The following is a 21,622-nucleotide window of genomic DNA, read 5'->3' on the forward strand; positions in this document are numbered from 1 at the left end:
TAATGGTTCACCCGATTTGGTACTGTTTCCGTAATCGAGGGTGCATACTCACTCGGGTGTACAGCCTCGTCAGCGCCCCCGTGTTGGGCTTCGACCTCACCCGGATGGTTGGCGGCCCAGCGACGGCGGAGATCCTGCTGACGCTGCTGAGCCGCACCACCGCCGAAGTCGAGGCCATCGCCGACCGCGCCGCGCCCCCGTCCCCCGCCCTGAGCCTCGCCCGCTCGCACGCGCTCGCCGCGGCAGGCGACCTGCCCAGCGTGCGCGACCTGTCCGGCCCCTCCGCGGTCACCCTGCTGCAACACGCCCCGATCGGGTCGCTCGCCGGGTTGCTGCACTGCGTGCGCACCGACGTCCTGGTGCCCGACCGCGACACCTTCCCGCCCGGCACCGCGCCCGAGCCCCCCGACGGCGCGGTCGCCCTGGTCACCGACGCGGTCTGCGCGACCTACCTGCGCCAGCACCTCACCGACGTCGACCGCAGGGTCCTGGGTGCCGCCTGGGTCGCGGCCACCCGCGACCTGCCGGAGGCCAGTCCCCACCTCGGCCCCACCCACGACCTGGTGCACCGCCTGCTCTCCCGGATCCGCGCCGCGCACCCCGCCGAGGTCAGGGCCCTGGCCGTCTCGGCGGACCGGATGCGCGCCGAGCAGCAGGACTGGTCGGCCGCCATGCACTCCTCGGCCTGGGCCGTGCACGTCGCGGGCCGGATCCGCGACGCGGCGGCCGCGCAACTGCTGCTGGTCCGCGCGGTCGACCTGGCCGGTGTCACCCTCGACGACCGGGCCAGCGGCGTGTGGAACGTGCTCAGCGGCGCGGTGCAGGCGCTGATGGTGCGCGACCTCGTCGACTCGGCCTCCGCCCAGGAACTCCTGGTGCCCTGCCTGGCCGCCTTCGGCCCCGACTGGCTTGTGCGGGCCGACTAGGCACGAACCTCCCAGGTGACCCGATCGGCTGAACCGTCCTTTCAGGATCAGCCGGTCGGGTTGTCCGGTTGCGGTGGCGCGACAACTCAACAGCGCGGATTTACTGTGATTGGCGTGAGAACTCGGCCGGGGCGACCGCTCAGGACCGGGCGGGTGCGGCCGATGCCACGGTTGTCGCGGAGGCCGGGTGCCTCCGCCGCCGACCCTGGAGGCCCACGTGATCTCAGTACTGGTGGTGGACGACTCGGTGGTGATTCGCCGACTCGTCACCGATGTGCTGTCCGCGGACCCGAAGGTGCGAGTCGTGGGGACCGCGCCGAACGGGCAGATCGCGCTGGCCAAGATCGCCCAGCTCAAGCCGGACGTGGTGACCCTGGACGTGGAGATGCCCGTCCTCAACGGGGTCGAGACCGTCCGCGAGCTGCGCAAGACCAACCCCACCCTGCCGGTCATCATGTTCTCCACGATGACCAGCGACGGCGCCGAGGCGACCGTGGCCGCGCTGGCCGCGGGCGCGACCGACTACGTCACCAAGCCCGCGAACGCCGGTAGTGTCAACAAGGCGGTCACCGAGGTGCGCGAGCAGCTGCTGCCGCGCATCCACGCGCTGTGCGGCAAGCCCGCCTACGTCGCGCAGCCGCTGCGCCCGACGACCGCGGTCAAGCGCCCACCCGCGAACACCGGTCCGCGCAAGCCCGTCCAGGCCGTCCTCATCGGATCGTCCACCGGCGGCCCCGAGGCGCTGCGCAACGTCCTCACCAAACTCCCCGGCACGTTGTCGGTGCCGGTGCTGGTCGCCCAGCACATGCCCCCCGTCTTCACCACCATGCTCGCCCGCCGCATCGACCAAGAGGCCGCGTTGCACGTGGTCGAGGCGCGTGACGGCGAGCCGCTGCTGGCTGGCACCGTCTACATCGCACCGGGCGGGCGGCACATGGAAGCCGCGAAGACCCCCGGTGGCGCCAAGGTCCGGTTGCACGACGGGCCGATGGAGAACCACTGCAGACCCGCTGTCGACGTGCTGTTCCGCTCTTGCGCGCGCGTCTACGGCTCAGCCTCCCTGGCCGTCATGCTCACCGGCATGGGCCAGGACGGAAAGCGCGGTACCGAGGAGCTCGTGGCCCTCGGTGCCGGAGTACTGGCCCAGGACCAGGCCACCTCGGTGGTCTGGGGTATGCCCGGGGCCGTTGTCAGCGCGGGCTTGGCCGACGCGGTACTGCCGCTCGGCCTCATCGCGGAGAACATCGTCGCCCGCTTGCCCGCATCGGCGGCGGCTACAGGAAGGGAGGTGGCGCGGTGGAAATGACCCCGGCGCTGTTCGGCTTCGTGGCCGATCTCGTCTACCGAGAAGCCGGCATGGTCCTGCGCCCCGGTAAGGAATACCTGGTCGAGTCCAGGCTCAAGCCGGTGGCCAAGGCCACCGGGCACGACACGGTCGGCTCCCTGGCCAACGCACTGCGCACCTCGAACGCCGCGCTGCGCACCCAGGTCGTCGAGGCGCTCACGATCAACGAGACCTCCTGGTTCCGCGACCGCGAGCCGTTCACCGCGCTCACCGACACGATCCTGCCCGACGTGCTCGCCAAGTCCACCCGCCCGGTGCGGATCTGGTCGGCGGCCTGCTCGAGCGGCCAGGAGCCCTACAGCATCGCCATCACCCTGGAGAAGGCCCTCCCGGCCGGTCGCGGCTACCAGATCATGGGCAGCGACCTGTCCGAGGAGATGTTGCGCCGCTCGCGTGCGGGCAGGTTCAACCAGTTGGAGGTCAACCGCGGCCTGCCCGCGACCGACCTGGTCACCTACTTCCAGCGCGCGGGCGCCGAGTGGGAGGCTGTCCCGAGGATCCGGCAGAACCTGTCGTTCCAGCGGGTCAACCTCTGCGCGCCGTTGCCACCCATGCCGAAGTTCGACGTGGTGTTCCTGCGCAACGTGCTCATCTACTTCGAACCGGAGACCAAGCGCGCGGTGCTCGACCGCGTGCGGCAGGTGCTCAACCCCGGTGGGTGGCTCCTGCTCGGTGCCGCCGAGTCCACCGTGGGCATCGACTCCGTGTTCGAGCGAGTACCCGTTGGACGGACAGCCATCTACCGGGCACCCGCCCGAGATCGCCAATTGGTGAAAGAGGTGACGCAGTGCTAGGGATTGTGATCGATGATTCCCGGGCCATGCGCAAGATTCTCCGCGGCCTGTTGGCCGACCTCGGGTTCGAGGTGTTGGAGGCAGGCAACGGTCGGGAGGCACTGGATCTGCTCCAGAGCACTGGCCGGGTGCCCGACCTGGCGCTGGTCGACTGGAACATGCCGGTGATGAACGGCCTCGAGTTCGTGATCGAGGCCCGCAAGATCACCGAGATGCGTCAGATGACGCTGATGATGGTGACCACCGAGAGCGAGCACGGGCAGATCGTCCGCGCGCTGGCCGCCGGTGCGCACGAATACGTGATCAAGCCGTTCACCCGTGACGGCATCATCGACAAGCTGGCCCTCCTCGGGCTCGTCCCGGTGGGGGTGTCCTCATGACCAACGATGTGTCTACCGCAGTCGAGGTCGATCTCGACATGATCGCCGAGCAGGTGTGGTCGGCGTTCCTCAACGGCGGCGAGGAGGAGACGGTCTACGCCGACTCCGACTCCGGTGCCGGTGTCGAGCTCGCCGCCTCGGTCGCCATGGTCGGCGCGTACGAGGGTCACCTGGTCGTGTCCTGCTCGCACAAGGCTTCCCGCGACGTGGCGTCCGTGCTGTTCGCGATGGAGCCGGAAGAGGTCACCGCCGACGACGTCGGCGACGCGCTCGGCGAGCTAGCCAACGTCCTCGGCGGTAACGTCAAGAGCGTGCTCCCGTCCCCGTCGCAGCTCTCGCTCCCGCGGGTCTCGGCGACCGCGCACGAGCGGTGGCCGGGGACCGTCGAGGTCTGCCGGACCGTCGTCCGGTGGCGCGACGAGCCGTACGTGGTGACCTTGCTCAGCGGTGGTCCTGCTGGTTCCAACAACGCACAGGTGGTGTCCGCATGAAGATCCTGGTCGCCGACGACAGCAGGGTCATGCGCCAGATCGTGATCAGGACCCTGCGCCAGGCGAACTTCGACAACCACGACATCGTGGAGGCCCCGGACGGCGCCGCCGCGCTGGAGAGCGTCGCCAGCGAGAAGCCGGACCTGGTGCTGTCCGACTGGAACATGCCCAACATGTCGGGAATCGAGCTGCTGCTTGCGCTGCGCGCCAGCGGGAACACGGTACCCTTCGCCTTCGTCACCTCCGAGTGCTCGGACGAGATGATCGCCAAGGCCGAGGCGGGTGGCGCGTTGTTCCTGATCAGCAAGCCGTTCACCGCGGACACCTTCCGCGAGCGGCTCTCCGACATCCTGGGGTGATGCCATGACAGAGGCGCTGCCGGTTCCCAAGCAGGTCCGCGACGTCCTGTCCGATCTACTCGGCCGCGAGGTCACGGTCAACATCACCGACCCCCCGTCAGCCGACCAGCCGGTCGTCGCGGTGTACCAGCACAACGACACGAAGCTGGCGGGGGTCATCGGTTTCACCCTGCAACTGGCGGCCAACACCGCCGCCGCGACGGGCCTGGTCCCGCCGGGCGGGGCCGAGGCGTGCGTCGAGGACGGTGAGCTCTCCCCGCTGCTCACCGACATCCTCGGCGAGGTGTGCAACATCCTCACCGGGCTGTTCAACACCGCCGGTGGGCCGCACGTGAAGTTCCACGAGCTGCACACCGACGCCGGGTCGGTGCCCTCGGACGCCAGGTCGCACCTGGCGTCGCTGGGCGGGCGGCTCGACCTGACGGTGGACATCGGGGGCTACAAGGGCGGCACGCTGTCCATTGTGGTCCCGCTGATCTAGTCCATTCGGGATAGTTCACCCCCGTAGCGGCGTGTCGCCGCTCGGTTGGGTGAATCCCAGCCGCAAGTGCGTGCGCTGGGTGTGAAACGGGGACTCCCCAACGGCAGGCCGCCAGGTCGGGGCCTGCCACACCAGACCGGATTACCCGCTGGGTAGCCGAAACCGGTGTGCCGACGTCTCGCGAGTGCGGTCGTCGCCCCCCTCGGGGCGGCGACCCACTAGCGGTTCGTCGTTCCCTCGGCGATGCTCAACCGAGGGAATGCTCAGTACCGCTCCGCGACGGCCGAAGAACCGTCCGACGTGGAGCCAGGAAGGCAGCACGACGAGGCCACGGAACGGCCGCACACCGGATATCCGGGATGGACGATGAACTCACGGCGGTTGAGCCAGTTCGCGGTACCCGCGGGCGTCATCATGATCATCGTGCTGATGGTCGTGCCGATGCCGACGTTCCTGCTCGACCTGTTCATCGTGCTCAACATCGCCCTGGCGCTGCTCATCGTGCTGATCAGCATGCAGGTCCGCAAGCCGCTGGAGTTCTCGGTCTTCCCGTCGATCCTGCTGCTGGCCACCCTCTTCCGGCTCGCGCTCAACATCAGCGCCACCCGGCTCGTGCTGCTCGACGGCGACGCGGGCGCGGTCATCGGCGCCTTCGGCCACGCGGTGGTCGGCGGCTCGCTGGTGGTCGGCCTGGTCGTGTTCTTCATCCTCATCGTCATCCAGTTCGCCGTCATCACCAACGGCGCGGGCCGCGTCGCCGAGGTCGGCGCCCGGTTCACCCTCGACGCGATGCCCGGCAAGCAGATGGCCATCGACGCCGACCTCAACGCCGGGCTCATCGACGAGCCCGAGGCGCGCAGGCGCCGCCAGGAGGTCACCGCCGAGGCCGACTTCTACGGCGCGATGGACGGTGCCTCGAAGTTCGTCAAGGGCGACGCCATCGCCGCGGTCGTCATCACCCTGATCAACCTCATCGGTGGCTTCTCGGTCGGCCTGATCCAGAAGGGCATGGCCCCCACCGACGCCATCAACACCTACAGCCTGCTGACCGTCGGCGACGGCCTGGTCTCCCAGATCCCCGCCCTGCTGCTCTCGGTCGCCACCGGCCTCATCGTGACCCGCGCCGCGGGCGACCAGAACATGGGCTCGCTGGTCTCCACCCAGTTCGGCGCCAACCGGATGGCGATGCGCATCGGCGGCATCTCGCTGCTCGCGCTGTCGCTGATGCCCGCCATGCCGATGCTGCCGTTCCTGCTCGTCGGCGGCGGCCTGATCATCGCCTCCACCCGCGGCCCCAAGCCCGGCGAGGAGGTCGTCGAGACCAGCGACTCCACCGAGGTCGCCGAGATCGCCCCGGACGCCACCGAGGCGCTCATCGCCGAGATGCGGGTCGACCCGCTGGAACTGGCGCTGGCCACCGACCTGGTCGACCTCGTCGACGCCGCGGGCGGCGACCTGCTCGACCGGGTCCGCGCGCTGCGCCGCAAGATCGCGCTGGAACTGGGCGTGGTCATGCCGCCGGTGCGCACCCGCGACGACCTCGACCTCCCGCTGTCCTCCTACGTCATCCGCATCAACGGCGCCGACGTGGCCCGCGGCTTCGCCCCACCGGGCACCGTCCTGGCCATCGGCGACGACCTTGACGCGCTGCCCGGCCGCGCGGGCACCGAGCCGGTGTTCGGCCTGGCGGGCAAGTGGGTCCCCGCCGAGCTGCGCCACCAGGCCGAGGCACTGGGCGCCACCGTCGTCGACCGCGCCTCCGTCCTGGTCACCCACCTGGCCGAGGTCACCCGCACGCACGCGGGCCGCCTGCTCGGCCGCGAGAACGTCCGCGCGCTCACCGACGTCGTGCGCCGCACCCACCCGGTCGTCGTCGAGGAGCTCACCCCCGCGCTGATGAGCCTCGGCGAGATCCAGCGCGTGCTGCACCGCCTGCTCGACGAGGGCGTCCCGATCCGCGACCTGGTCGGCATCTACGAGGCGCTCTCGCCAGCGGCCAAGGCCGGGGCTGACATCGACCGGCTGGTCGAGGCCGCCCGCGCCGCGCTCGGCCCGGCCATCGCCGCCAGGCTCGCCGTGGACGGGGTGCTCTCGGTCATCACCCTCGACCCCCGCGTCGAGCAGACCCTGCTGGAGAGCCTGCGGGTCACCGAGATGGGCGACCGGCTCGCGGTGGACACGGGCACGCTCGAATCGCTCGTCGGCGACGTCGCCGGGCTCTCGAGCCGGGCGGAGAGCCAGGGCCAGGCCGCTGTGCTCGCCTGCGCGCCCCGGCTGCGCACGCCCCTCTACCGCTTGGTGCACGCCGCCGTGCCGCGGCTGGCCGTGCTCTCGTATTCCGAGCTGTCCGGTGGTACCCACCGGATAGAGACAGTCGGGGTGGTGAACAGTGGCTACACGCTTGCTGCTTGAGGGACCTGACCTGGAAGCGCTGCTCGACCGCGTGCGCACCGAGCACGGTGCCGACGCGCGCATCGTCTCCGCCGACCGCCTGCGCAAGGGCGGCGTGGCGGGGTTCTTCTCCAAGCAGTGGTTCGAGATCGGCGTCGAGGTGCCCGACCCAGGCGATCCGGAGGTACCCCGTGAGCAGGTGTTGTCCGTGGCCGACCTGATGGAGCTGGCCGACAAGGAGGACATGGCCGCCGTCGGCGAGAGCGCCCCGGTCGACGAACTGCTCGACCGGGTCCCGGAGCCGCGCCTGGGTGTCGCCGAGGAAGAGCCCGCCGCGGCCACCGCGGGCGACCCGTTCGCGCGGTTCTTCGCCGAGGCCGGGGGTCCCGTGGCGCGCACGAACGGTGCCGAGCAGCCGATCTCCGCCGCGCAGGCGCGGGCGGCCGGTCCGGCGCCGCGCGGGCAGAGCCCGGGGGAGTGGGCCAAGGCCGTGCGCCCGCGCGAGGGCGCGCAGACGCCGCCGTCGTCGCGGCCCGCCGAGCCCGCCGCGGTGCGCCCGGCCGGGATGACCGCCGCGCAGCGGGAGGCGGACGCGCGGCTGCGGGCCGCCGTGCTCGGCGAGCGGATCGCCGAGAAGTCCGAAGTGGACGAGATGACCGACGAGCAGCTGCGCGAGGTGCTGCTCGGCGCCACCACCGCGCCGCCGCGGCCCAACGGGGTCCGGCCTGCCGAGTTCCCGTCCGTGCAGCGGCCCGTCGACGGCACCCGCCGGGTTTTCGAGGCCCAGCCGGTCATCGACGACGAGCCGGACGAGCCCACCGCCGACGTGGCCACCGAGGTCGCTGAGGTCACCGAGGTCACCGAGGTCGCCGCCGAGCCCGTCGAGTCCCTTGTGGACTTCCACGACCTGCTGGTGCCGCCGAGGATGCCGTCCTCGACCGCCCGGCACGCGCTGCCCGACGACGACCTCGACACCGACTTCGACACCGCTGCCGCCACCGCCTTCGCCGAGCCGCTCTCGATCGAGGAGTCGTCGGACGACCCGGCCTGGCCGACCGCGGACGAGCCGCGACTGGTCACCGACGCCCGCCCCCGGCCGCGGCGCCGGTGGGACACCCCGGTGCCCACCGACCTGCTGGTCGCGTTGCCCGGCAAGGTGATCGTCGTCGCAGGCGCGCTGCAGGAGGCCACCGCGGCCGCCGAGTGGATCTGCCAGAAGATGCGGCTCGGCCCCGGCGCCGTCCAGGTCGCCGGACCGGACCAGGTCGGCCGCGGCCGGGTGCTCGGCCCCGAGCACGCCGCCGAACTGGCCTACGACCTCAAGCGCAACCCCGTGCCGTCCGTGGTCGCCATCGCCGCCGCGGTGGAGGACCCGGACGGCGGCCGCTGGGCCGGTGCGGTCGCCAAGGCACTGGGCGCCAAGCACATCGTCGCCGCCGTCGACGCCACCCGCAAGACCGCCGACCTGCGCAGGCACCTGGCCGACCTGGGCGGCGTCGACGCACTCGCCGTGCACGGCGCCACCGCCAGCGCCGACCCGGACTCCGTCCGCGAACTCGGCCTGCCCATCCTCACCATCGACGGCGTGCCCCCGAGCACCGCAGGCCACCGGAGGACCTGATGTTCCGCTACTCCACCCTGGCGGTCGCCGCCCTGATGGCCTCCCCGTCCCTGTGGTCCGCCTTCGTCCTCGGCACCCTCGACCCCACCGACGCCGTCATCCGCCTGCTCATCGCGGTCCCGGTGGCCGCCATCCTGCTGGCCATCCCCCGCGCCGCGTTCGACCGCTACGCCCGCACCCTCCCGGCCCGCGAGATCTCCGCCGCACCCTCGCTGGTCCAGGCCACCACCACCCGGGCCGACCGCGCGAGCTGACCGCCGTAGTGGACAGTGTCTAGCCGCGCAGCGCGGTGACGAGTTCGCCGATGTCCGTCGTCCGGCCGTCCAGTTCGGAGCGTGGGAGGACGGCGATAACCAGGCCGTACTGGGTGATCACGACGGCATCCTGGGTCGGGGTGAGGCGGTCTCGGACGGTCGATACCGGTTCGTGCGCGCCTGCGAGGGGGAGGGCGGGGCCGAGGTGGTCGACGACGAGTGCGTCCGGGGCCGCGTCCCGCAGGTCCGCTTGCGACGCCGAGCCGATGACCTGGGCCAGCGACACCGGTTCGGTCTGCTCGGCGGTGCGCACCACGACCGGCAGCGCGTGCCCGCCCCGCAGCGCCGCCCTGGCCTGGTCGACGGTCGCCGAGTGCGGGATCGTGACGAACGCCGCCGCCGGGACGTGTTCGGTGTCCGGGCCGAACCCGCGCCTGCTCACCCAGTCGTCGTCGAAGTACTTGCTGAGGTACGACCGGCCCGAGTCGGGCGCGACGGCCACCACCACGTCGTCGGGGCCGAGCGTGTGCGCCAGCGCGACCGCGGCCGCCACGGCCAGCCCACCGGAGGCGCCGAGCAGCAGGCCCTCTTCCCTGGCCAGTGCGCGGGTCATCGCGATGGACTCCCGGTCGGGCACCTGCCGCACGGTCGTGGCGACCGACGGGTCGTAGGACCGGGGCCAGACGTCGGTACCGGTGTCCGGGTGCACGAAGCGGCCGGTCGCCTCCACCAGGTGCGGGCGGCCCGAGCCGCCGCCGTACACCGAGCTCTCCGGGTCCGCGCCGACCACCTGGACCCGGTCGCCGGACACCTCCCGCAGGTAGCGCCCCGCGCCGGTCAGGGTGCCGCCGGTGCCGATGCTCGCCACCAGGTGCGTGACCCCGCCCCCGGTCTGCGCCCAGATCTCCGGGCCCGTCGTCGTGTAGTGGGCGTCGATGTTGGCCGGGTTGTCGTACTGGCCCGCGTACCAGCCACCGGGGGTCTGGGCGGCCAGTCGGGCGGCGAGCGCGCGCACCTGGTCGGGGTGTTCGGCAGGCAGCAGCGCCGGGGTGATCACGACCTGCGCGCCGTAGGCCCGCAGCAGCCCCAGCTTCTCCTGGCTGCTGCGGTCCGGCACCACCACGACCACCCGGTAGCCCAGCGCCGCCCCGATCATCGCCAGCGCGATGCCGGTGTTGCCCGAGCTCCCCTCGAAGATCACCCCACCCGGCCGGAGCGCACCGTCGGCCTCCGCCGCCCGCACCATCGACAGCGCCGCCCGGTCCTTCGAACTCCCCGCCGGGTTGGCCGCCTCCACCTTCACCAACACCGCCGCCGGGGCACCCCGGACAACCCGCTTCAACCGCACCAGCGGCGTCCGCCCGACCAACCCGGTCACATCGTCGACCACCGCGAACGGCCCGGGGAACTCCTCCGACATCCAGCGCACCCTTCGTCAACCCCCCACCCCGACACCTCGACGCCGGGCCCCCGCCAACATACCCGCCGCCCCACCCCACCCCCCTGCCTTCCACCCGCTGGGACCTGCGGCTCCACACAGCACGACCCCCCCTCGACCAGCCGGTCAACCAGGACTACCGCCTGTAGTGCCGCTGCCCGTCGACGCCGCGCTCACAGTGGACGCAATTCGACGACGGCCGTGACCTGTGTGTCGCCCCGGGAGAGCTTGATCTCCTTGGTGGCCCGCCACCCGTCCTCGAACCGGACCCGGGTGGTGCGGTCCTGGATGTCGGCGGGTCCGGACCACTTCCGCTCCCGCAGCTGGGTCCGCAGGTCTATCGACGTGCCGTGGCGGGTGTCCAGGCGCAGTGTTGTCTCGACGCCGCTCTCCCACGGGCGGCCCGGGTTGACCGTCACCCAGTGCTGGGTCTCGCAGTTCTCGTCGAAGAGCCGTGCGTTGTGCTGTTGCGCGTCGACGGTGATCAGGCCGCAGAGGTCGAGTTCGTCGCCCGAGTCCACCCGGAGTGCCTTGAGGGTCACCCTGACCTCGCCGCTGACGCGCTCGCAGTCGCGCTCGGGGTAGTCGATGACCTTGCCCGCGCCGGTGGTGGCGTTGTCGCGCAGGTTGGACAGGTTGTAGGCGATCGGCGAGCCGGGGGAGGTGTCGGCGTAGTTGCCACCGGAGACGATGTAGGACTTGACCTCGTCGAGGCCCTGGAACGCCCGGGCCGCGGCCGTGCTCGAACCGCCGTAGATGTAGCCGCTGAAACTGGTCTCCTCCAGCGCGTCCTCGCTCCACGCCGACGCGGCGGTGCCGACCAACCCCAGGTCCCAGCCGAGCTTCGCGCCCAGTGCGGCCTTGACCTCGGTGTCCGATCGGGTCGACTCGTAGGCGACCAGCGCGGTCCGCCCATAGGCGACAGACGACACGTAAGAGGTCGACCCGGCTACCAGCGCGTCCACCTCGACCTCGGGCACGCCCTGGGCGAAGAGCTCGGCCGGGCTCTTCGGCTTGTCCATGTCGACGGTGAAGTAGGTCTGGGTGAACCGCAGGACCGTGCGGCTGGTCATCGCGGTGTCGCTCCAGTGGAACGACGCCTCGAGCTGGCTGACGATCGGCATCGAGGAATCGATCCCGAGGAAGGTCCCGATCTGCTCCCGGGAGGTCACCTGCGCGTTGTCCCAGCTGATCTCCGCCGCGCTCGTCCCGGTCACCCCGACCCGCAGCGTCGCGCCGAGGACCTCGCGGAACTCGGACAGGGACGGGGACTGGAGCTTCGCCGTGTGCGGGCCCTTCAGCCTGATCTGGTTGCCGACCGAGAACGTCAGCGGGGCCCGTGGCAAGGAATTGACCGGTGTGAACCGCCGTTTCCCCGTCACGGTGGCGGAATCCACCGGCCCCGGTTGAGGCGACTCGGGGCGCAGCAGCGCGCCGGGGAAGAGCCAGTCGGTGTTCGAGTCGAACACCGGCACCCGCTCGTAGGCGGCGGACCGCCGTTGCGTGGTGTCGTTGCAGTGGAAGGTCTCGACGGGTGCGGCGGCTTCCCCGCCGTCCGAGCACCCGGCCGCGGTGGTGGCGACGATCCCGCCCACCACCGCGACCAAGATCGCACGTCGCATGCCGGTGAGATCGCCGCCGGTCGGGATTCGTTTCACCCCTGGCCATCGGGGAGACGGCTGGGTGAGGAGTTGGTCAGGCCGCGGCGGCGGCTTCGGCGGGCATGTTGTGGATGCCTGCGGCGGAGCCTCGGGAGCGGAGGCGGTGGAGGAAGGCGAGGACGTGGGCTACCGGGCCGAAGAGGTCGACGGGGATTTCCTGGCCTACCTCGCAGGCGCTGTAGAGGGCTCGGGCCAGGGGGATGTCGCGGACGATGGGGACTCGGTGTTCGGTGGCGAGTTCGCGGATCTTGGCGGCGATCTCGCCCGCGCCCTTGGCCACGACGCGGGGGGCGCCCTTGTCCGGGTCGTAGCGCAGGGCGACCGCGACGTGGGTGGGGTTGGCCATGATGACGTCGGCGGTGGGGATGTCGGACATCATCCGGTTGCGGCTCATGGCGAGCTGGCGGGAGCGGATCTGGCCCTTGATCTCCGGGTTGCCGTCGGTGTTCTTGTGCTCGTCCTTGACCTGCTGCTTGGTCATCTTCAGTTCCTTGCCGACCCGGCGCTTGGCGACCAGGTAGTCGGCGATGCCCATGGCGAGACCGGCGACGGCGGCCAGGCGGATCAACGACAGGACCGTGTCGCCGAGGGTCGAGACCAGTGCCTGCAGCGGCAGCGACCCCGAGCCCATGATGGTCGGGATCAGGTCCTTCACCGCGGTGTAGAGCACCACCCCGAGGATGCCGCACTTGAGCAGCGTCTTGACCAGCTCCCACGCCGACTGCGGGCCGAACATCCGCTTGATGCCCTGCAACGGGTTGAGCCGCTTGAAGTTCGGCTTGAGCAGCTTGATCGCGGGCCGCAGTCCACCCTGGACACCGGCGCCGAGCAGCACGGCCAGCAGCGTCGCGCCCAGCAGCGGGGCGATCGCCGCCGCGCCACCGGCGAACGCGTCGCCGAGGATGGCGAAGGCGTCGGCCTGGTCGGGGTTGGCGATGAACTTGCCGATGCGCTGCAACAGGTGCGCGCTGCTGTCGAACAGGTCGCCGAAGACACCCGGGATGACCCAGGTGGCCGCCATCACCGCCGCCCACGCGCCCAGGTCCTGGGTGCGGGCGGTCTGGCCCTGGGACCTGGCCTCCTTGAGCTTCTTCGGTGTCGCCTTCTCGGTGGCGTCCTTGTTCGCGCTCATCGCCCGATCGCTTTCAGTACGGCGTTGGTCGCTTCCTCGGCGATGGCGTGCACCGCCTGCGGGAGCAGGGTGATGGCCAGCCCGACCATCACCAGCGTGAGACCCACCTTCGCAGGGAAGCCCACCGAGAACGGGTTCAGCGCGGGTGCGACTCGGTTGAGCAGGCCGAGGCCGATGTCGGCGCAGAACAGCACCACGATCATCGGACCGGCGATCAGCGCCGCCGCCAGGAACAACCGGCCTAGCCCGGAAGTGAGCAGAGTGGACAGTCCTTCGAGGGAAAAGCCACCACTGAGCGGCACCGCTTCATACGAAAGCGTGAATCCGCGCATCACCAACTGGTGGGCGTCGGTGGCGAACATCAACGCGGTGGCGGTCAGGCCGTAGAACCGGCCGAGCACACCGGCGTTGCCGGAGAACGACAGCGGGTCGTAGGCGAAGGCCAGCGAGAACCCGCCGAACACGTCGAGCAGGTCCCCCGCGGCCTGCACACCGGCGAAGATGACGGCGGTCAGGAAGCCCAGCCCGGCTCCCACCACCACTTGTTCGACGGCGCTGATGGCCAGCGTCCAGGTCTCGGCGCTCGGTGCGCTTGCGGCCAGCTTCGGCACCACCGGCAGCACGATCGCCACCCCCAGCATCGCCTTGATGGTGCCCGGGATCGCCCGTCCGTTGAACGGCGGACAGGTGATCAGCCACGCCACGGCCCTGATCACGGCCAACAGCAGGGCCGGGAGCGTGCCTGCGGCGAGCTGGGCCTCCACCTCAGCCGACCAGCGACGGGATCCGCTCGTAGAGCCCGCCGGTGAAGCTGACGATCTCGTGCACCATCCAGCTGCCGGTGAGCAGCAGCGCGGCGGCGACCCCGATCGCCTTGGGCACGAACGACAGCGTCACCTCCTGGATCTGGGTGACCGACTGGAACAGCGAGATGCCGAAGCCGACGACGAGGGCGGTGAGCAGGATCGGGGCGGCGAGCTTGCCGGTGATCAGCATGGCCTGCACGCCCAGTTCGATGATGGTGGTGTCGTTCACGGCGTTCCCTTTACGTGTAGGTGCCGACGAGGGCGGTGATGAGCAGGCCCCAGCCGTTGGCGAGCACGAAGAGCAGGAGTTTGAACGGCAGCGCGACGGTCACCGGGGGCAGCATCATCATGCCCAGCGACATCAGCGACGCCGAGACGACCATGTCGATGACCAGGAAGGGGATGAACAGCACGAAGCCGATCAGCATGGCCGCCCGCAGCTCGGAGAGCACGAAGGCCGGGATCAGGGTGGTCGTCGGGACGTCGGCCGCGTTCGCGGGCTTGGCGTCTCCTGCGACCTTGGTGAACAGCGCGATCTCCTCAGGGCGGGTCTGCTTGAGCATGAACTCGCGTAGCGGCTTCATCCCGTCGGTGAAGGCGACGGACTGCGACTTCGCACCGCTGAGGTAGGGCTGCACGCCTTGCGCGTTCACCTCGCTGACCACCGGTCCCATGATGAACAAGCTCAAGAACAGCGCCAGCCCCGCCAACACCTGGTTCGGCGGGACGTTGGTCAATCCAAGGGCGTTGCGTGTGATGCTGAGCACAACGAAGACCTTGGTGAAGCTGGTGCACAGCAGTAGCAGCGACGGCGCGACCGACAGCGTCGTCAGCAGCAGCAGGATGACGATGGACTCCGACGGCTTCTCCGGGGTCCCCACGGTCACCGTGACGCCGTTGGGTTCGGTGGGACCGGTCGGCCCCGACGGTTGACCCGCAGAGGGCACAGTTGCGGTGGGCGCCGCTGGGGTCTCGGTCTGCGCCGAGGCCGACCCGGTCGCGCCGAGCAGCCCGATCAGCACCACCAGCAGCGCCAACACGCTGGAGCGCTTGAACCGGCCCAAGCGCGCCGGACCCGCGCAGGCCGCCCCGACCGCCGCCGCGCTCACTTGCGCACCGACCGCTCGCGCAGCGCGTCCAGCGCCTGCTTCCACGTGCTCGGCGACAACACCGACCCCGCCAGCGCCCCCTGCGCGGGTTTGTCCACCGGCGACAGCTCGCCCGGCTTCGTCGGGTCGGCGGGCTTGCCGGGCTCGGGCAGGGCGAACGCCTCCGCGTCGGCCACGTGCAGCAGGTTCACCTGGTGGTCGGTCACCCCGAGCACCAGCGCGGTCTTGTCCACCTGCACGACGGTGACGCTGGCGCCCCGGGAGAGCTGGGTGCGCGCGAGCACGTCCATGGTGCCGCCGCGGCGGCGGTTGCGCATCGGCCTGCGGGCCAGCCGCGCGGCCAGCCACAGCGCGCCGAGCACCAGCAGCAGGGCGATGAACACCCGCAGCAGCTCGGCCATCAGATGGCGTCCGCCGTGGGGCCCGCCAGGATCTCGGTGATCCGGATCCCGAAGTTCTCGTCGATCACCACGATCTCGCCGCGGGCGATGAGCCTGCCGTTGACCAGCACGTCGGCCGGGGCACCGGCGGCCCGGTCGAGCTCGATGACCGAGCCGGAGCCGAGCGAGAGCAGTTCGCGCACGGTCATCCTGGTGCGGCCGAGCTCGACGGTCACCTCCATCTCGACGCCGCTGAGCAGGTCCATCGCCGACGCCGTCGACCGGGTCGGCGTCCCGGACGCGCGCGGCGCCGGGGTGCTCGGGGTCAGCGTGGACAGCGCGATCACCGCCTGCATGGCCGCCCCCGCGGTCAGCGGGACGCCGACCAGGGTGCCGCTCTCGGCCATCGCGGCGAGCGCGGCCTCCGGGGTGGTCTGCCTGCCCGGTCCCGGCACCGAGCCGAGCACCTTGGCCGCGGCCTCCAGCGCCGGGGCCACCGCCGCGCCCAGGTCGAGCTCGCCGAGCGGGCTCGACTTGAGCGCCTCGACCAGCTCCTGGTTGACCAGCACCGCCAGGGTGCCCTGCGTCTGCCCGCTCAGGTCCGCGCAGACGGCCGCGCCGGGCAGCGCGAGGGTGCTGGGGTCGGAGACGGGGGATCCCACGGTGAGCGCCTCACTGGCGGGCAACACGGTCAACGCGGCCTCGGCGGCGGCGCGCACGGCGGCGGCTGAGTCGGTGTGCGTGCTGGTGCTCATCCGGGGAAGTCCTCCTTGTTCGCGGACACGACCTGGCAGGCAAGGCGGGTGCCCTGCTTCGTGGCGACGGCGTGGCCGAACACGCGGCCCGCCGTGGTGATGTCGAGCGGGCGGCTCACCGGGTGCCCGAGCGAGAGCAGGTCGCCGGGGCGCAGGTCGAACAGGTCGTTGGAGCGCAGCTTGGCCGGGGCGAAGCGGACCGACACGTCGACCGGGACCTCGCGCAGGCCCTGGGTCAGCAGGTCGCGGGCGGCCGCCTGGGCGGCGCGTTCACCGGCGGTGGTCTCGTCGCTCTCGCTGTGGCGCTGCAGGGAGGGCAGCACGGACTGCAGCGGCACGGTCAGCGTCAGCACGCTCTCCGCCTCGCCGATGTGCAGGTCGAAGTGGGCGGTCACCATGACGTCGGCCGGGCCGCCGACCTGCACCAGCTGCGGGTTGTACTCCAGCGCGCCCAGGATCGGGTCCACCCGGACGAACTCGGCCAGCCCGATCTTGAGCTCGGTGAGGATGTCGCCGAGCAGGTCGCGGATGAGCGGGGTCTCCAGGTCGGTCAGCGGCCGCACGTGCTGCTTGCCGCCCGGCCCGCCGAGCAGGTGGTCGATCAGGGTCAGCGCGGCGACCTGCGGGAGCTCCAGGATGGCGGTGCCGGGCAGCGGGTCGAACCGCAGCGGCGCCACGACGACCGGGTCCACCTCGCGCGCGAGGTACTCGTCGGTCGAGATCTGGTCGACCGAGGCCACGGCGACGCGGCAGACCACCCGCAGCTGGGAGGTCAGCAGGATGGCCAGCCGGTGCGCGAACGTGTCGTAGGCCAGCTGCAGCGTGCGCAGGTGCTCGCGCGGCAGCTTCGCCGGGCGCAGGAAGTCGTAGCTGGCCAGCGGACGCCCGTCGGTGATGAGCCCGCCGGTCTTCGCGCCGCCCGCCCGACGGCCCGGTGATGACGAAGGAGTCTGCACGGTGCCTCTATCGGTCGGGTCGCCGGAGATCTGATTGACACGGCACCCGATATCGACCTATCGGGTGACACGGCCGGGGCTAAACCTGCCGGTGTCCGATCAGGACGAGCGGTGTTCGGTTGGGTGGTGCGGTTGTCCCGGTGGGACCGGCTCGCGGTGTCCCGATCGGACCGGGCGGGGTCCTGATCGGACCGGCGCGGGAGTCTCGATCGGACTGGGCGGAGTCTCGATCGACCTGGCGGGTCCACGGTGGGTCTGGCTGGGTCTCGCTGGGCCTGGCTGGGGTGTACCGGGGTGTGCTGGGTGTGCTGGGTGTGCGGTCGGGCGGGCGTCCGATCAGGACCGGGCGGGGTCCTCGGTCGGAGCTCACGGTCGGGCTGGGTGGTCCTTCGCTGTCGCGGGCGGTGTACGCCGTGGCGGGGTGCCGGTCCGGTCGGCCGGGCTGGTGGCCGACCGGACCTGGCGCCGCGCTCACTGCATGACGAACTCGGTGAGGTAGATGTCCATGACCTCTTCCTCGTACGCCGCCGAGATCTTCTCCTTGAGCTCCTTCTTCTGCTCCTCGCGCGCGGCGTTGCTGGAGAGCTCCGCCACGGTCTTGTTGCTGAACTGGGCCACGGCCAGGTCGAGCGCCTTGGACCCGTCGAGCTTCTCGGTCACATCCGCGGTGGCCTGCAGGGCCAGCTTCAGCTTCAGGTAGTGCCCGTCGGTGAGGTTCATCGTCACCGAGTCGAGCACCAGGACGGTGCCGGGCTCCGGGGGAGCGGGCTCGCTGGGGGTACGGAAGAACATGAAGTACGCCCCGCCACCCCCACCGAGCAGCACCACGAGCACCAGGATCAGCAGCAGCTTCTTGTTGCCCTTCTTCTCCGGCGCGTCCGCATCGGCGGTCTTCTTCTTCTCTTCGGTCTTGCTCATGGTCGTTCCTCCCTCCGGATCACTTCTCGCCTGCCGCGGTCGGCAACAACGCCTTCACTTCCGCGGACTGGTCGGACATCACGACCACCTCGACCCGGCGGTTGCGGGTCACCGAGAGGGGGTCGCTCGGGTCGTAGAGCGGTTTGGTGTCGGCGTAGCCCGCCGCGGTCATCCGCGACGAGGGCACGCCGTGGGCGAGCAGGTAGCGCACGACGCTGGAGGCGCGCGCGGTCGAGAGCTCCCAGGAGCTGGGGTAGTTGCGCGTGGGCACCGGCAGCTGGTTGGTGTGCCCGCCGATCTCCAGGTGGTTGGGCAGCGAGGTCAACGCCGGGGCGACCGCGTCGAGGACCTCCTTGCCCTGCAGGAGCAGTTCGGCGCTGTCGCCTGCGAACACCACCGAGCTGGTGACGATCGTGACGACCAGGCCGCGCTGGTCGATGGTGAACTGCACCGAGTCGGTGAGACCCGCCTTGGCCAGCAGCTCGGTCATCTTCTTCTGCACCTCGCGCAGCTTGGCGACCTCCTCGCGGGCCTTCTCCAGGTCCGCTGCCGCCTTGGCGCGGTCGGACTGCTGCACCGCCTTCTCCGCGTCGCTCTTGCTCATCGTGGTCACGTCCGCGCCCTCACCGCCCGCCGCGGACTGCAGGTCGATCTTGTCGGGGCTGACCCCCGCGGTGTCCGGGCTGCCGGAGGCACCACCGACCACGAGGGACTGGCTGCCGCCGAACGCGCCTGCCAGGCTCTCCTTGAGCTGGTCGAACTTCTTCGCGTCCACAGTGGACATCGCGAACATGACGATGAACAGCACCATCAGCAGGGTGATCATGTCGGCGTAGGTGAGCAGCCACCGCTCGTGGTTCTCGTGCTCCTCCTCGTGGCCGCCGCGCTTGCGCTTGCCGCCGCCGGACATCAGGCTGCCTTGTCCTGTTCACCGCTGGCAGGCACCAGGCTGCGCAGCTTGCGGGCGACCAACCTCGGGTTGGCGCCTGCCTGGATGGCCAGCACGCCCTCGAGGGCGAGCATCATCTGCTCGCACTCGAGCTCGCTGATCCGCTTGAGCCGGTTGGCCATCGGCAGCCAGAACACGTTGGCCGTCATGACGCCGAACAGGGTCGCCACGAAGGCGCCCGCGATCAGGTGGCCGAGCTCGCTGGGGTCAGCCAGGTTCTCCAGCACGTGCACCAGGCCGAGCACGGTGCCGATGATGCCGATGGTCGGCGCGAAGCCGCCCATGTCGGTGAAGATCTTGGCGCCGACCTTGTCGTGCTTGCGCTTGGTGTCGATCTCGGACTCGAGGATGTCGCGCACCTCCTCGGAGTCGGTGCCGTCGATGGCCAGTTCCAGTCCCTTGCGCAGGAACGGGTCGTCGACCTTCTTGGCCTCGTCCTCCAGGGCGAGCAGGCCCTCGCGGCGGGCGCGGTCGGCGAGCTTCACGACGACGTCGATCACCGCGCCGCCCTCGATCTTGGGCGAGAGCATGGCGCGCTTCATCAGTCCGACGATGCCGATGGCGTCCTTCATCATGCCGCTGGCCATGGCCACGCCGAAGGTGCCGACGAAGACCAGGATGATCGGCGGCAGGAGGATGATCGACATCGGGTCGCCGCCCTCCATGAGCATGGAGACGACGATGGCGATGAGGGCGAGACCCATGCCCGCCAGGCTTGCCGGGTCCATCAGATCCCCCTCTCCGGCAGGTGCAGCAACGTGGCGTCGCCGTCGGCGACGAGGGTGGGACCGGTGCGGTAGCCGTGATCGGCGGCGTCCTGGGCCTGGCCCAGGATGACCGCCCGGTGCTCGCGCACCAGTGCCGCCAGGTCGTCGAGCGACTGGGCGACCACGTACTTGGCCCCGTTGACCAGCGTGATGACCGTGTCCGGGGTGGACTCGGCGCGTTCGAGCAGGTCCGGGTTGAGCGCGAAGGGCTGACCGTTCAGCCGGTTGAGGAGTATCACAGCGTCCGTCCTTGGGGTGCCGTCTAGCTGGTTGGGCCCCTCCGTGGACCCCACTTGTCAAGACATCGGCGGGCGGTTCACCTCCTTGAGGTGAACCGCCCGCCCTAACCGCTAGCGCTTGAGGTTCATCAGGTCCTGGAGCAGCTCGTCGGAGGTGCTGATGATCTTCGAGTTGGCCTGGAAACCGCGCTGGGCGATGATCAGGTTGGTCAGCTCCTGGGCGAGGTCCACGTTGGACATCTCCAGCGCGCCGGAGACCAGCACGCCCATGCCGTTGCTGCCGGGGGCGTTGACCTGCGCGGCGCCGGAGTTGGCGGTGGCGCGGTAGAGCGAGCCGCCGATCTTCTCCAGGCCGGTGACGTTGGAGAACTTGGCGACCGAGATGCGGCCGATGTTCTGCTGCTGGCCGTTGGAGGCCAGGATGCCGACCAGGGTGCCGTCCGGCGAGAGCGAGTAGCTGGCGTAGGTGGTGGAGTCGATGGTCAGCGCGCCGATCGGCTGGGTCTGGTCGATGACACCCGCGGTGCCCATCCAGCCCTGCACCAGACCGCCGTCGGCGGAGGTGAGGCGGCCCTGGGCGTCGGAGGCCATCGAGCCCGCGCGGGTGTACGCCTGCTGGCCCGCGTTGTCGATGACGAAGAAGCCGTCGCCCTGGATGAGCATGTCGCCGGTGCGGTTGGTCAGCTGGCTGTTGCCCTGGGTGAAGTTCACGCTGGTGCCCGCGGTCTTGACACCGAGACCGACCTGCGCGGGGTTCTGCGCGGCGGTGTTGGCGCCCGCCGCGGCGGCCGTGCGGATGCTCTGGCTGAGCGCGTCCTCGAAAACCACCGCCGAGCTCTTGAACCCGCTGGTGTTCACGTTGGCGATGTTGTTGCCGGTGACGTCCATCATGGTCTGGTGGCTGCGCAGGCCGCTGATGCCCGCGAAGAGGGAACGCAACATGTGGTTTCCAGCCTTCTTCTCGTGTGTCGACTGAGGTCTGTCGGAGGGGATCTCGAATCGGGGAGTTGCCCCGGGGTGAGCTGTTGGCCGCGGTGGCGCGGCGCGGGTCAGCTGGTGCGCTGACCGGTGACCAGCGCGAGCGGTACGTCCGCGGTGCCGATGCGCACCGTGGGGCTGGCGCCGAAGGTGGCCGCGGTGACGGTGCCGGTGAGGGTGTCGCCGTCGACCTTGGTCTTGTAGCTGACCGACTTGCCGACCAGGGCGCTGGCCTGCGCGCTCAACGTGGAGGTGAGCATGCTGGTCTGCGACTCCGCCAGCGACGACAGCTTCTCCACCTGGGTCAGCGTCGCGGTCTGGGTCATGAACGCGGTGGGGTCGGCCGGGCTGCTGGGGTCCTGGTAGCGCAGCTGGGCGACGAGGAGCTTGAGGAACGCCTGCGAGTCCAGCGAGGTCAGCGGGCTGCCCTTGGTGCTGCCCGACGCCGCGGTCTGGCCGGTCGTGGTGGTACCCGAGATGGGGGTGGTCATG

Annotated in this window: 25 protein-coding genes; 10 read left to right on the plus strand and 15 right to left on the minus strand. The window is 70.6% G+C overall.

The features are described 5' to 3' along the window. Positions 1-56: 56 nt before the first annotated feature. The 10 genes from CLV68_RS32355 to CLV68_RS32400 all read left to right on the plus strand — a co-directional run bounded on the left by CLV68_RS32355 (position 57) and on the right by CLV68_RS32400 (position 9,042). Positions 57-926: a hypothetical protein gene (locus CLV68_RS32355; RefSeq protein WP_121394843.1), complete on the plus strand. Its 870-nt coding sequence runs from the start codon at positions 57-59 to the stop codon at positions 924-926. Positions 927-1,143: 217 nt separating this feature from the next. After that, positions 1,144-2,232, plus strand: a complete 1,089-nt coding sequence (locus CLV68_RS32360; RefSeq protein WP_121394934.1) for a protein-glutamate methylesterase/protein-glutamine glutaminase — start codon at positions 1,144-1,146, stop codon at positions 2,230-2,232. Next, positions 2,229-3,065, plus strand: a complete 837-nt coding sequence (locus CLV68_RS32365; protein WP_121394844.1) for a CheR family methyltransferase — start codon at positions 2,229-2,231, stop codon at positions 3,063-3,065. The genes CLV68_RS32360 and CLV68_RS32365 overlap by 4 nt, the downstream gene beginning before the upstream one ends. Positions 3,066-3,070: 5 nt before the next feature. After that, positions 3,071-3,445, plus strand: coding sequence for a response regulator (locus CLV68_RS32370; protein ID WP_211346859.1), 375 nt, complete (start codon positions 3,071-3,073; stop codon positions 3,443-3,445). Next, positions 3,442-3,936, plus strand: coding sequence for a chemotaxis protein CheX (locus CLV68_RS32375; protein ID WP_246010242.1), 495 nt, complete (start codon positions 3,442-3,444; stop codon positions 3,934-3,936). The genes CLV68_RS32370 and CLV68_RS32375 overlap by 4 nt, the downstream gene beginning before the upstream one ends. Continuing rightward, the gene (locus tag CLV68_RS32380; RefSeq protein ID WP_121394846.1) at positions 3,933-4,295 is read left to right on the plus strand and encodes a response regulator; all 363 of its coding nucleotides are present in this window, start codon (positions 3,933-3,935) and stop codon (positions 4,293-4,295) included. The genes CLV68_RS32375 and CLV68_RS32380 overlap by 4 nt, the downstream gene beginning before the upstream one ends. 4 nt (positions 4,296-4,299) lie before the next feature. Continuing rightward, positions 4,300-4,776 (plus strand): hypothetical protein, encoded by a 477-nt coding sequence (locus CLV68_RS32385; RefSeq protein ID WP_121394847.1) that lies wholly within the window; start codon positions 4,300-4,302, stop codon positions 4,774-4,776. 366 nt (positions 4,777-5,142) lie between these two features. Continuing rightward, complete coding sequence (locus CLV68_RS32390) at positions 5,143-7,188, plus strand: flagellar biosynthesis protein FlhA (protein WP_121394848.1); 2,046 nt, start codon at positions 5,143-5,145, stop codon at positions 7,186-7,188. Continuing rightward, positions 7,166-8,788, plus strand: coding sequence for a hypothetical protein (locus tag CLV68_RS34425; RefSeq protein WP_170224718.1), 1,623 nt, complete (start codon positions 7,166-7,168; stop codon positions 8,786-8,788). The genes CLV68_RS32390 and CLV68_RS34425 overlap by 23 nt, the downstream gene beginning before the upstream one ends. Further along, positions 8,788-9,042 (plus strand): hypothetical protein, encoded by a 255-nt coding sequence (locus tag CLV68_RS32400; protein WP_121394849.1) that lies wholly within the window; start codon positions 8,788-8,790, stop codon positions 9,040-9,042. Before CLV68_RS34425 ends, CLV68_RS32400 begins: the two co-directional genes overlap by 1 nt. A 19-nt stretch (positions 9,043-9,061) precedes the next feature. Here the strand turns inward: CLV68_RS32400 and CLV68_RS35840 are convergent, their stop codons facing one another. From CLV68_RS35840 to CLV68_RS32475, 15 genes are all read right to left on the minus strand, one after another. Continuing rightward, complete coding sequence (locus tag CLV68_RS35840; protein WP_121394936.1) at positions 9,062-10,462, minus strand: PLP-dependent cysteine synthase family protein; 1,401 nt, start codon at positions 10,460-10,462, stop codon at positions 9,062-9,064. A gap of 191 nt (positions 10,463-10,653) precedes the next feature. Next, complete coding sequence (locus CLV68_RS32410) at positions 10,654-12,138, minus strand: thiol-activated cytolysin family protein (RefSeq protein WP_170224719.1); 1,485 nt, start codon at positions 12,136-12,138, stop codon at positions 10,654-10,656. A 37-nt stretch (positions 12,139-12,175) separates the two neighbouring features. Continuing rightward, a complete protein-coding gene (locus tag CLV68_RS32415) occupies positions 12,176-13,273 on the minus strand; it encodes an EscU/YscU/HrcU family type III secretion system export apparatus switch protein (RefSeq protein WP_121394851.1) in 1,098 nt (365 codons plus the stop codon). Then, positions 13,270-14,037, minus strand: a complete 768-nt coding sequence (locus CLV68_RS32420) for a flagellar biosynthetic protein FliR (RefSeq protein WP_121394852.1) — start codon at positions 14,035-14,037, stop codon at positions 13,270-13,272. The genes CLV68_RS32415 and CLV68_RS32420 overlap by 4 nt, the downstream gene beginning before the upstream one ends. A gap of 1 nt (position 14,038) precedes the next feature. After that, positions 14,039-14,308, minus strand: coding sequence for a flagellar biosynthesis protein FliQ (gene fliQ / locus CLV68_RS32425; RefSeq protein WP_121394853.1), 270 nt, complete (start codon positions 14,306-14,308; stop codon positions 14,039-14,041). Between the two features lie 10 nt (positions 14,309-14,318). Then, positions 14,319-15,188, minus strand: coding sequence for a flagellar type III secretion system pore protein FliP (fliP, locus tag CLV68_RS32430; RefSeq protein ID WP_246010243.1), 870 nt, complete (start codon positions 15,186-15,188; stop codon positions 14,319-14,321). Continuing rightward, positions 15,185-15,589, minus strand: a complete 405-nt coding sequence (fliO, locus tag CLV68_RS32435) for a flagellar biosynthetic protein FliO (RefSeq protein WP_121394854.1) — start codon at positions 15,587-15,589, stop codon at positions 15,185-15,187. The genes fliP and fliO overlap by 4 nt, the downstream gene beginning before the upstream one ends. Next, complete coding sequence (gene fliN / locus CLV68_RS32440; RefSeq protein ID WP_092784058.1) at positions 15,589-16,323, minus strand: flagellar motor switch protein FliN; 735 nt, start codon at positions 16,321-16,323, stop codon at positions 15,589-15,591. The genes fliO and fliN overlap by 1 nt, the downstream gene beginning before the upstream one ends. Then, positions 16,320-17,279 (minus strand): flagellar motor switch protein FliM, encoded by a 960-nt coding sequence (locus CLV68_RS32445; protein WP_121394855.1) that lies wholly within the window; start codon positions 17,277-17,279, stop codon positions 16,320-16,322. The genes fliN and CLV68_RS32445 overlap by 4 nt, the downstream gene beginning before the upstream one ends. 471 nt (positions 17,280-17,750) lie before the next feature. Then, positions 17,751-18,197 (minus strand): flagellar basal body-associated FliL family protein, encoded by a 447-nt coding sequence (locus CLV68_RS32450; RefSeq protein WP_121394856.1) that lies wholly within the window; start codon positions 18,195-18,197, stop codon positions 17,751-17,753. 19 nt (positions 18,198-18,216) lie between these two features. Next, a complete protein-coding gene (locus CLV68_RS32455) occupies positions 18,217-19,107 on the minus strand; it encodes a flagellar motor protein MotB (RefSeq protein ID WP_121394857.1) in 891 nt (296 codons plus the stop codon). Further along, positions 19,107-19,874, minus strand: coding sequence for a flagellar motor protein (locus CLV68_RS32460; RefSeq protein WP_121394858.1), 768 nt, complete (start codon positions 19,872-19,874; stop codon positions 19,107-19,109). Before CLV68_RS32460 ends, CLV68_RS32455 begins: the two co-directional genes overlap by 1 nt. Next, positions 19,874-20,152, minus strand: a complete 279-nt coding sequence (locus CLV68_RS32465) for a flagellar FlbD family protein (protein WP_121394859.1) — start codon at positions 20,150-20,152, stop codon at positions 19,874-19,876. The genes CLV68_RS32460 and CLV68_RS32465 overlap by 1 nt, the downstream gene beginning before the upstream one ends. A gap of 111 nt (positions 20,153-20,263) precedes the next feature. Further along, on the minus strand, positions 20,264-21,094 hold the full coding sequence (locus tag CLV68_RS32470; protein ID WP_121394860.1) for a flagellar hook-basal body complex protein: 831 nt from the start codon (positions 21,092-21,094) through the stop codon (positions 20,264-20,266). A gap of 107 nt (positions 21,095-21,201) precedes the next feature. After that, a complete protein-coding gene (locus CLV68_RS32475) occupies positions 21,202-21,621 on the minus strand; it encodes a flagellar hook assembly protein FlgD (protein WP_121394861.1) in 420 nt (139 codons plus the stop codon). Position 21,622: the final 1 nt, after the last annotated feature.

The organism is Actinokineospora cianjurensis, assembly GCF_003663795.1.
Lineage (GTDB): Bacteria > Actinomycetota > Actinomycetes > Mycobacteriales > Pseudonocardiaceae > Actinokineospora > Actinokineospora terrae.

What these genes read in the sequence shown, in the direction of transcription:
- CLV68_RS32400 (WP_121394849.1), top strand. Translation starts at nt 8,788, where the DNA reads ATGTTCCGCTACTCCACCCTGGCGGTCGCCGCCCTGATGGCCTCCCCG.
- fliO (WP_121394854.1), bottom strand. Translation starts at nt 15,589, where the DNA reads ATGGCCGAGCTGCTGCGGGTGTTCATCGCCCTGCTGCTGGTGCTCGGC.
- CLV68_RS32475 (WP_121394861.1), bottom strand. Translation starts at nt 21,621, where the DNA reads ATGACCACCCCCATCTCGGGTACCACCACGACCGGCCAGACCGCGGCG.
- CLV68_RS32455 (WP_121394857.1), bottom strand. Translation starts at nt 19,107, where the DNA reads ATGTCCGGCGGCGGCAAGCGCAAGCGCGGCGGCCACGAGGAGGAGCAC.
- CLV68_RS32365 (WP_121394844.1), top strand. Translation starts at nt 2,229, where the DNA reads ATGACCCCGGCGCTGTTCGGCTTCGTGGCCGATCTCGTCTACCGAGAA.
- CLV68_RS32470 (WP_121394860.1), bottom strand. Translation starts at nt 21,094, where the DNA reads ATGTTGCGTTCCCTCTTCGCGGGCATCAGCGGCCTGCGCAGCCACCAG.
- fliN (WP_092784058.1), bottom strand. Translation starts at nt 16,323, where the DNA reads ATGAGCACCAGCACGCACACCGACTCAGCCGCCGCCGTGCGCGCCGCC.
- CLV68_RS35840 (WP_121394936.1), bottom strand. Translation starts at nt 10,462, where the DNA reads ATGTCGGAGGAGTTCCCCGGGCCGTTCGCGGTGGTCGACGATGTGACC.
- CLV68_RS32385 (WP_121394847.1), top strand. Translation starts at nt 4,300, where the DNA reads ATGACAGAGGCGCTGCCGGTTCCCAAGCAGGTCCGCGACGTCCTGTCC.
- CLV68_RS32415 (WP_121394851.1), bottom strand. Translation starts at nt 13,273, where the DNA reads ATGAGCGCGAACAAGGACGCCACCGAGAAGGCGACACCGAAGAAGCTC.
- CLV68_RS32375 (WP_246010242.1), top strand. Translation starts at nt 3,442, where the DNA reads ATGACCAACGATGTGTCTACCGCAGTCGAGGTCGATCTCGACATGATC.
- CLV68_RS32390 (WP_121394848.1), top strand. Translation starts at nt 5,143, where the DNA reads ATGAACTCACGGCGGTTGAGCCAGTTCGCGGTACCCGCGGGCGTCATC.
- CLV68_RS32460 (WP_121394858.1), bottom strand. Translation starts at nt 19,874, where the DNA reads ATGGACCCGGCAAGCCTGGCGGGCATGGGTCTCGCCCTCATCGCCATC.
- CLV68_RS32380 (WP_121394846.1), top strand. Translation starts at nt 3,933, where the DNA reads ATGAAGATCCTGGTCGCCGACGACAGCAGGGTCATGCGCCAGATCGTG.
- CLV68_RS32450 (WP_121394856.1), bottom strand. Translation starts at nt 18,197, where the DNA reads ATGAGCAAGACCGAAGAGAAGAAGAAGACCGCCGATGCGGACGCGCCG.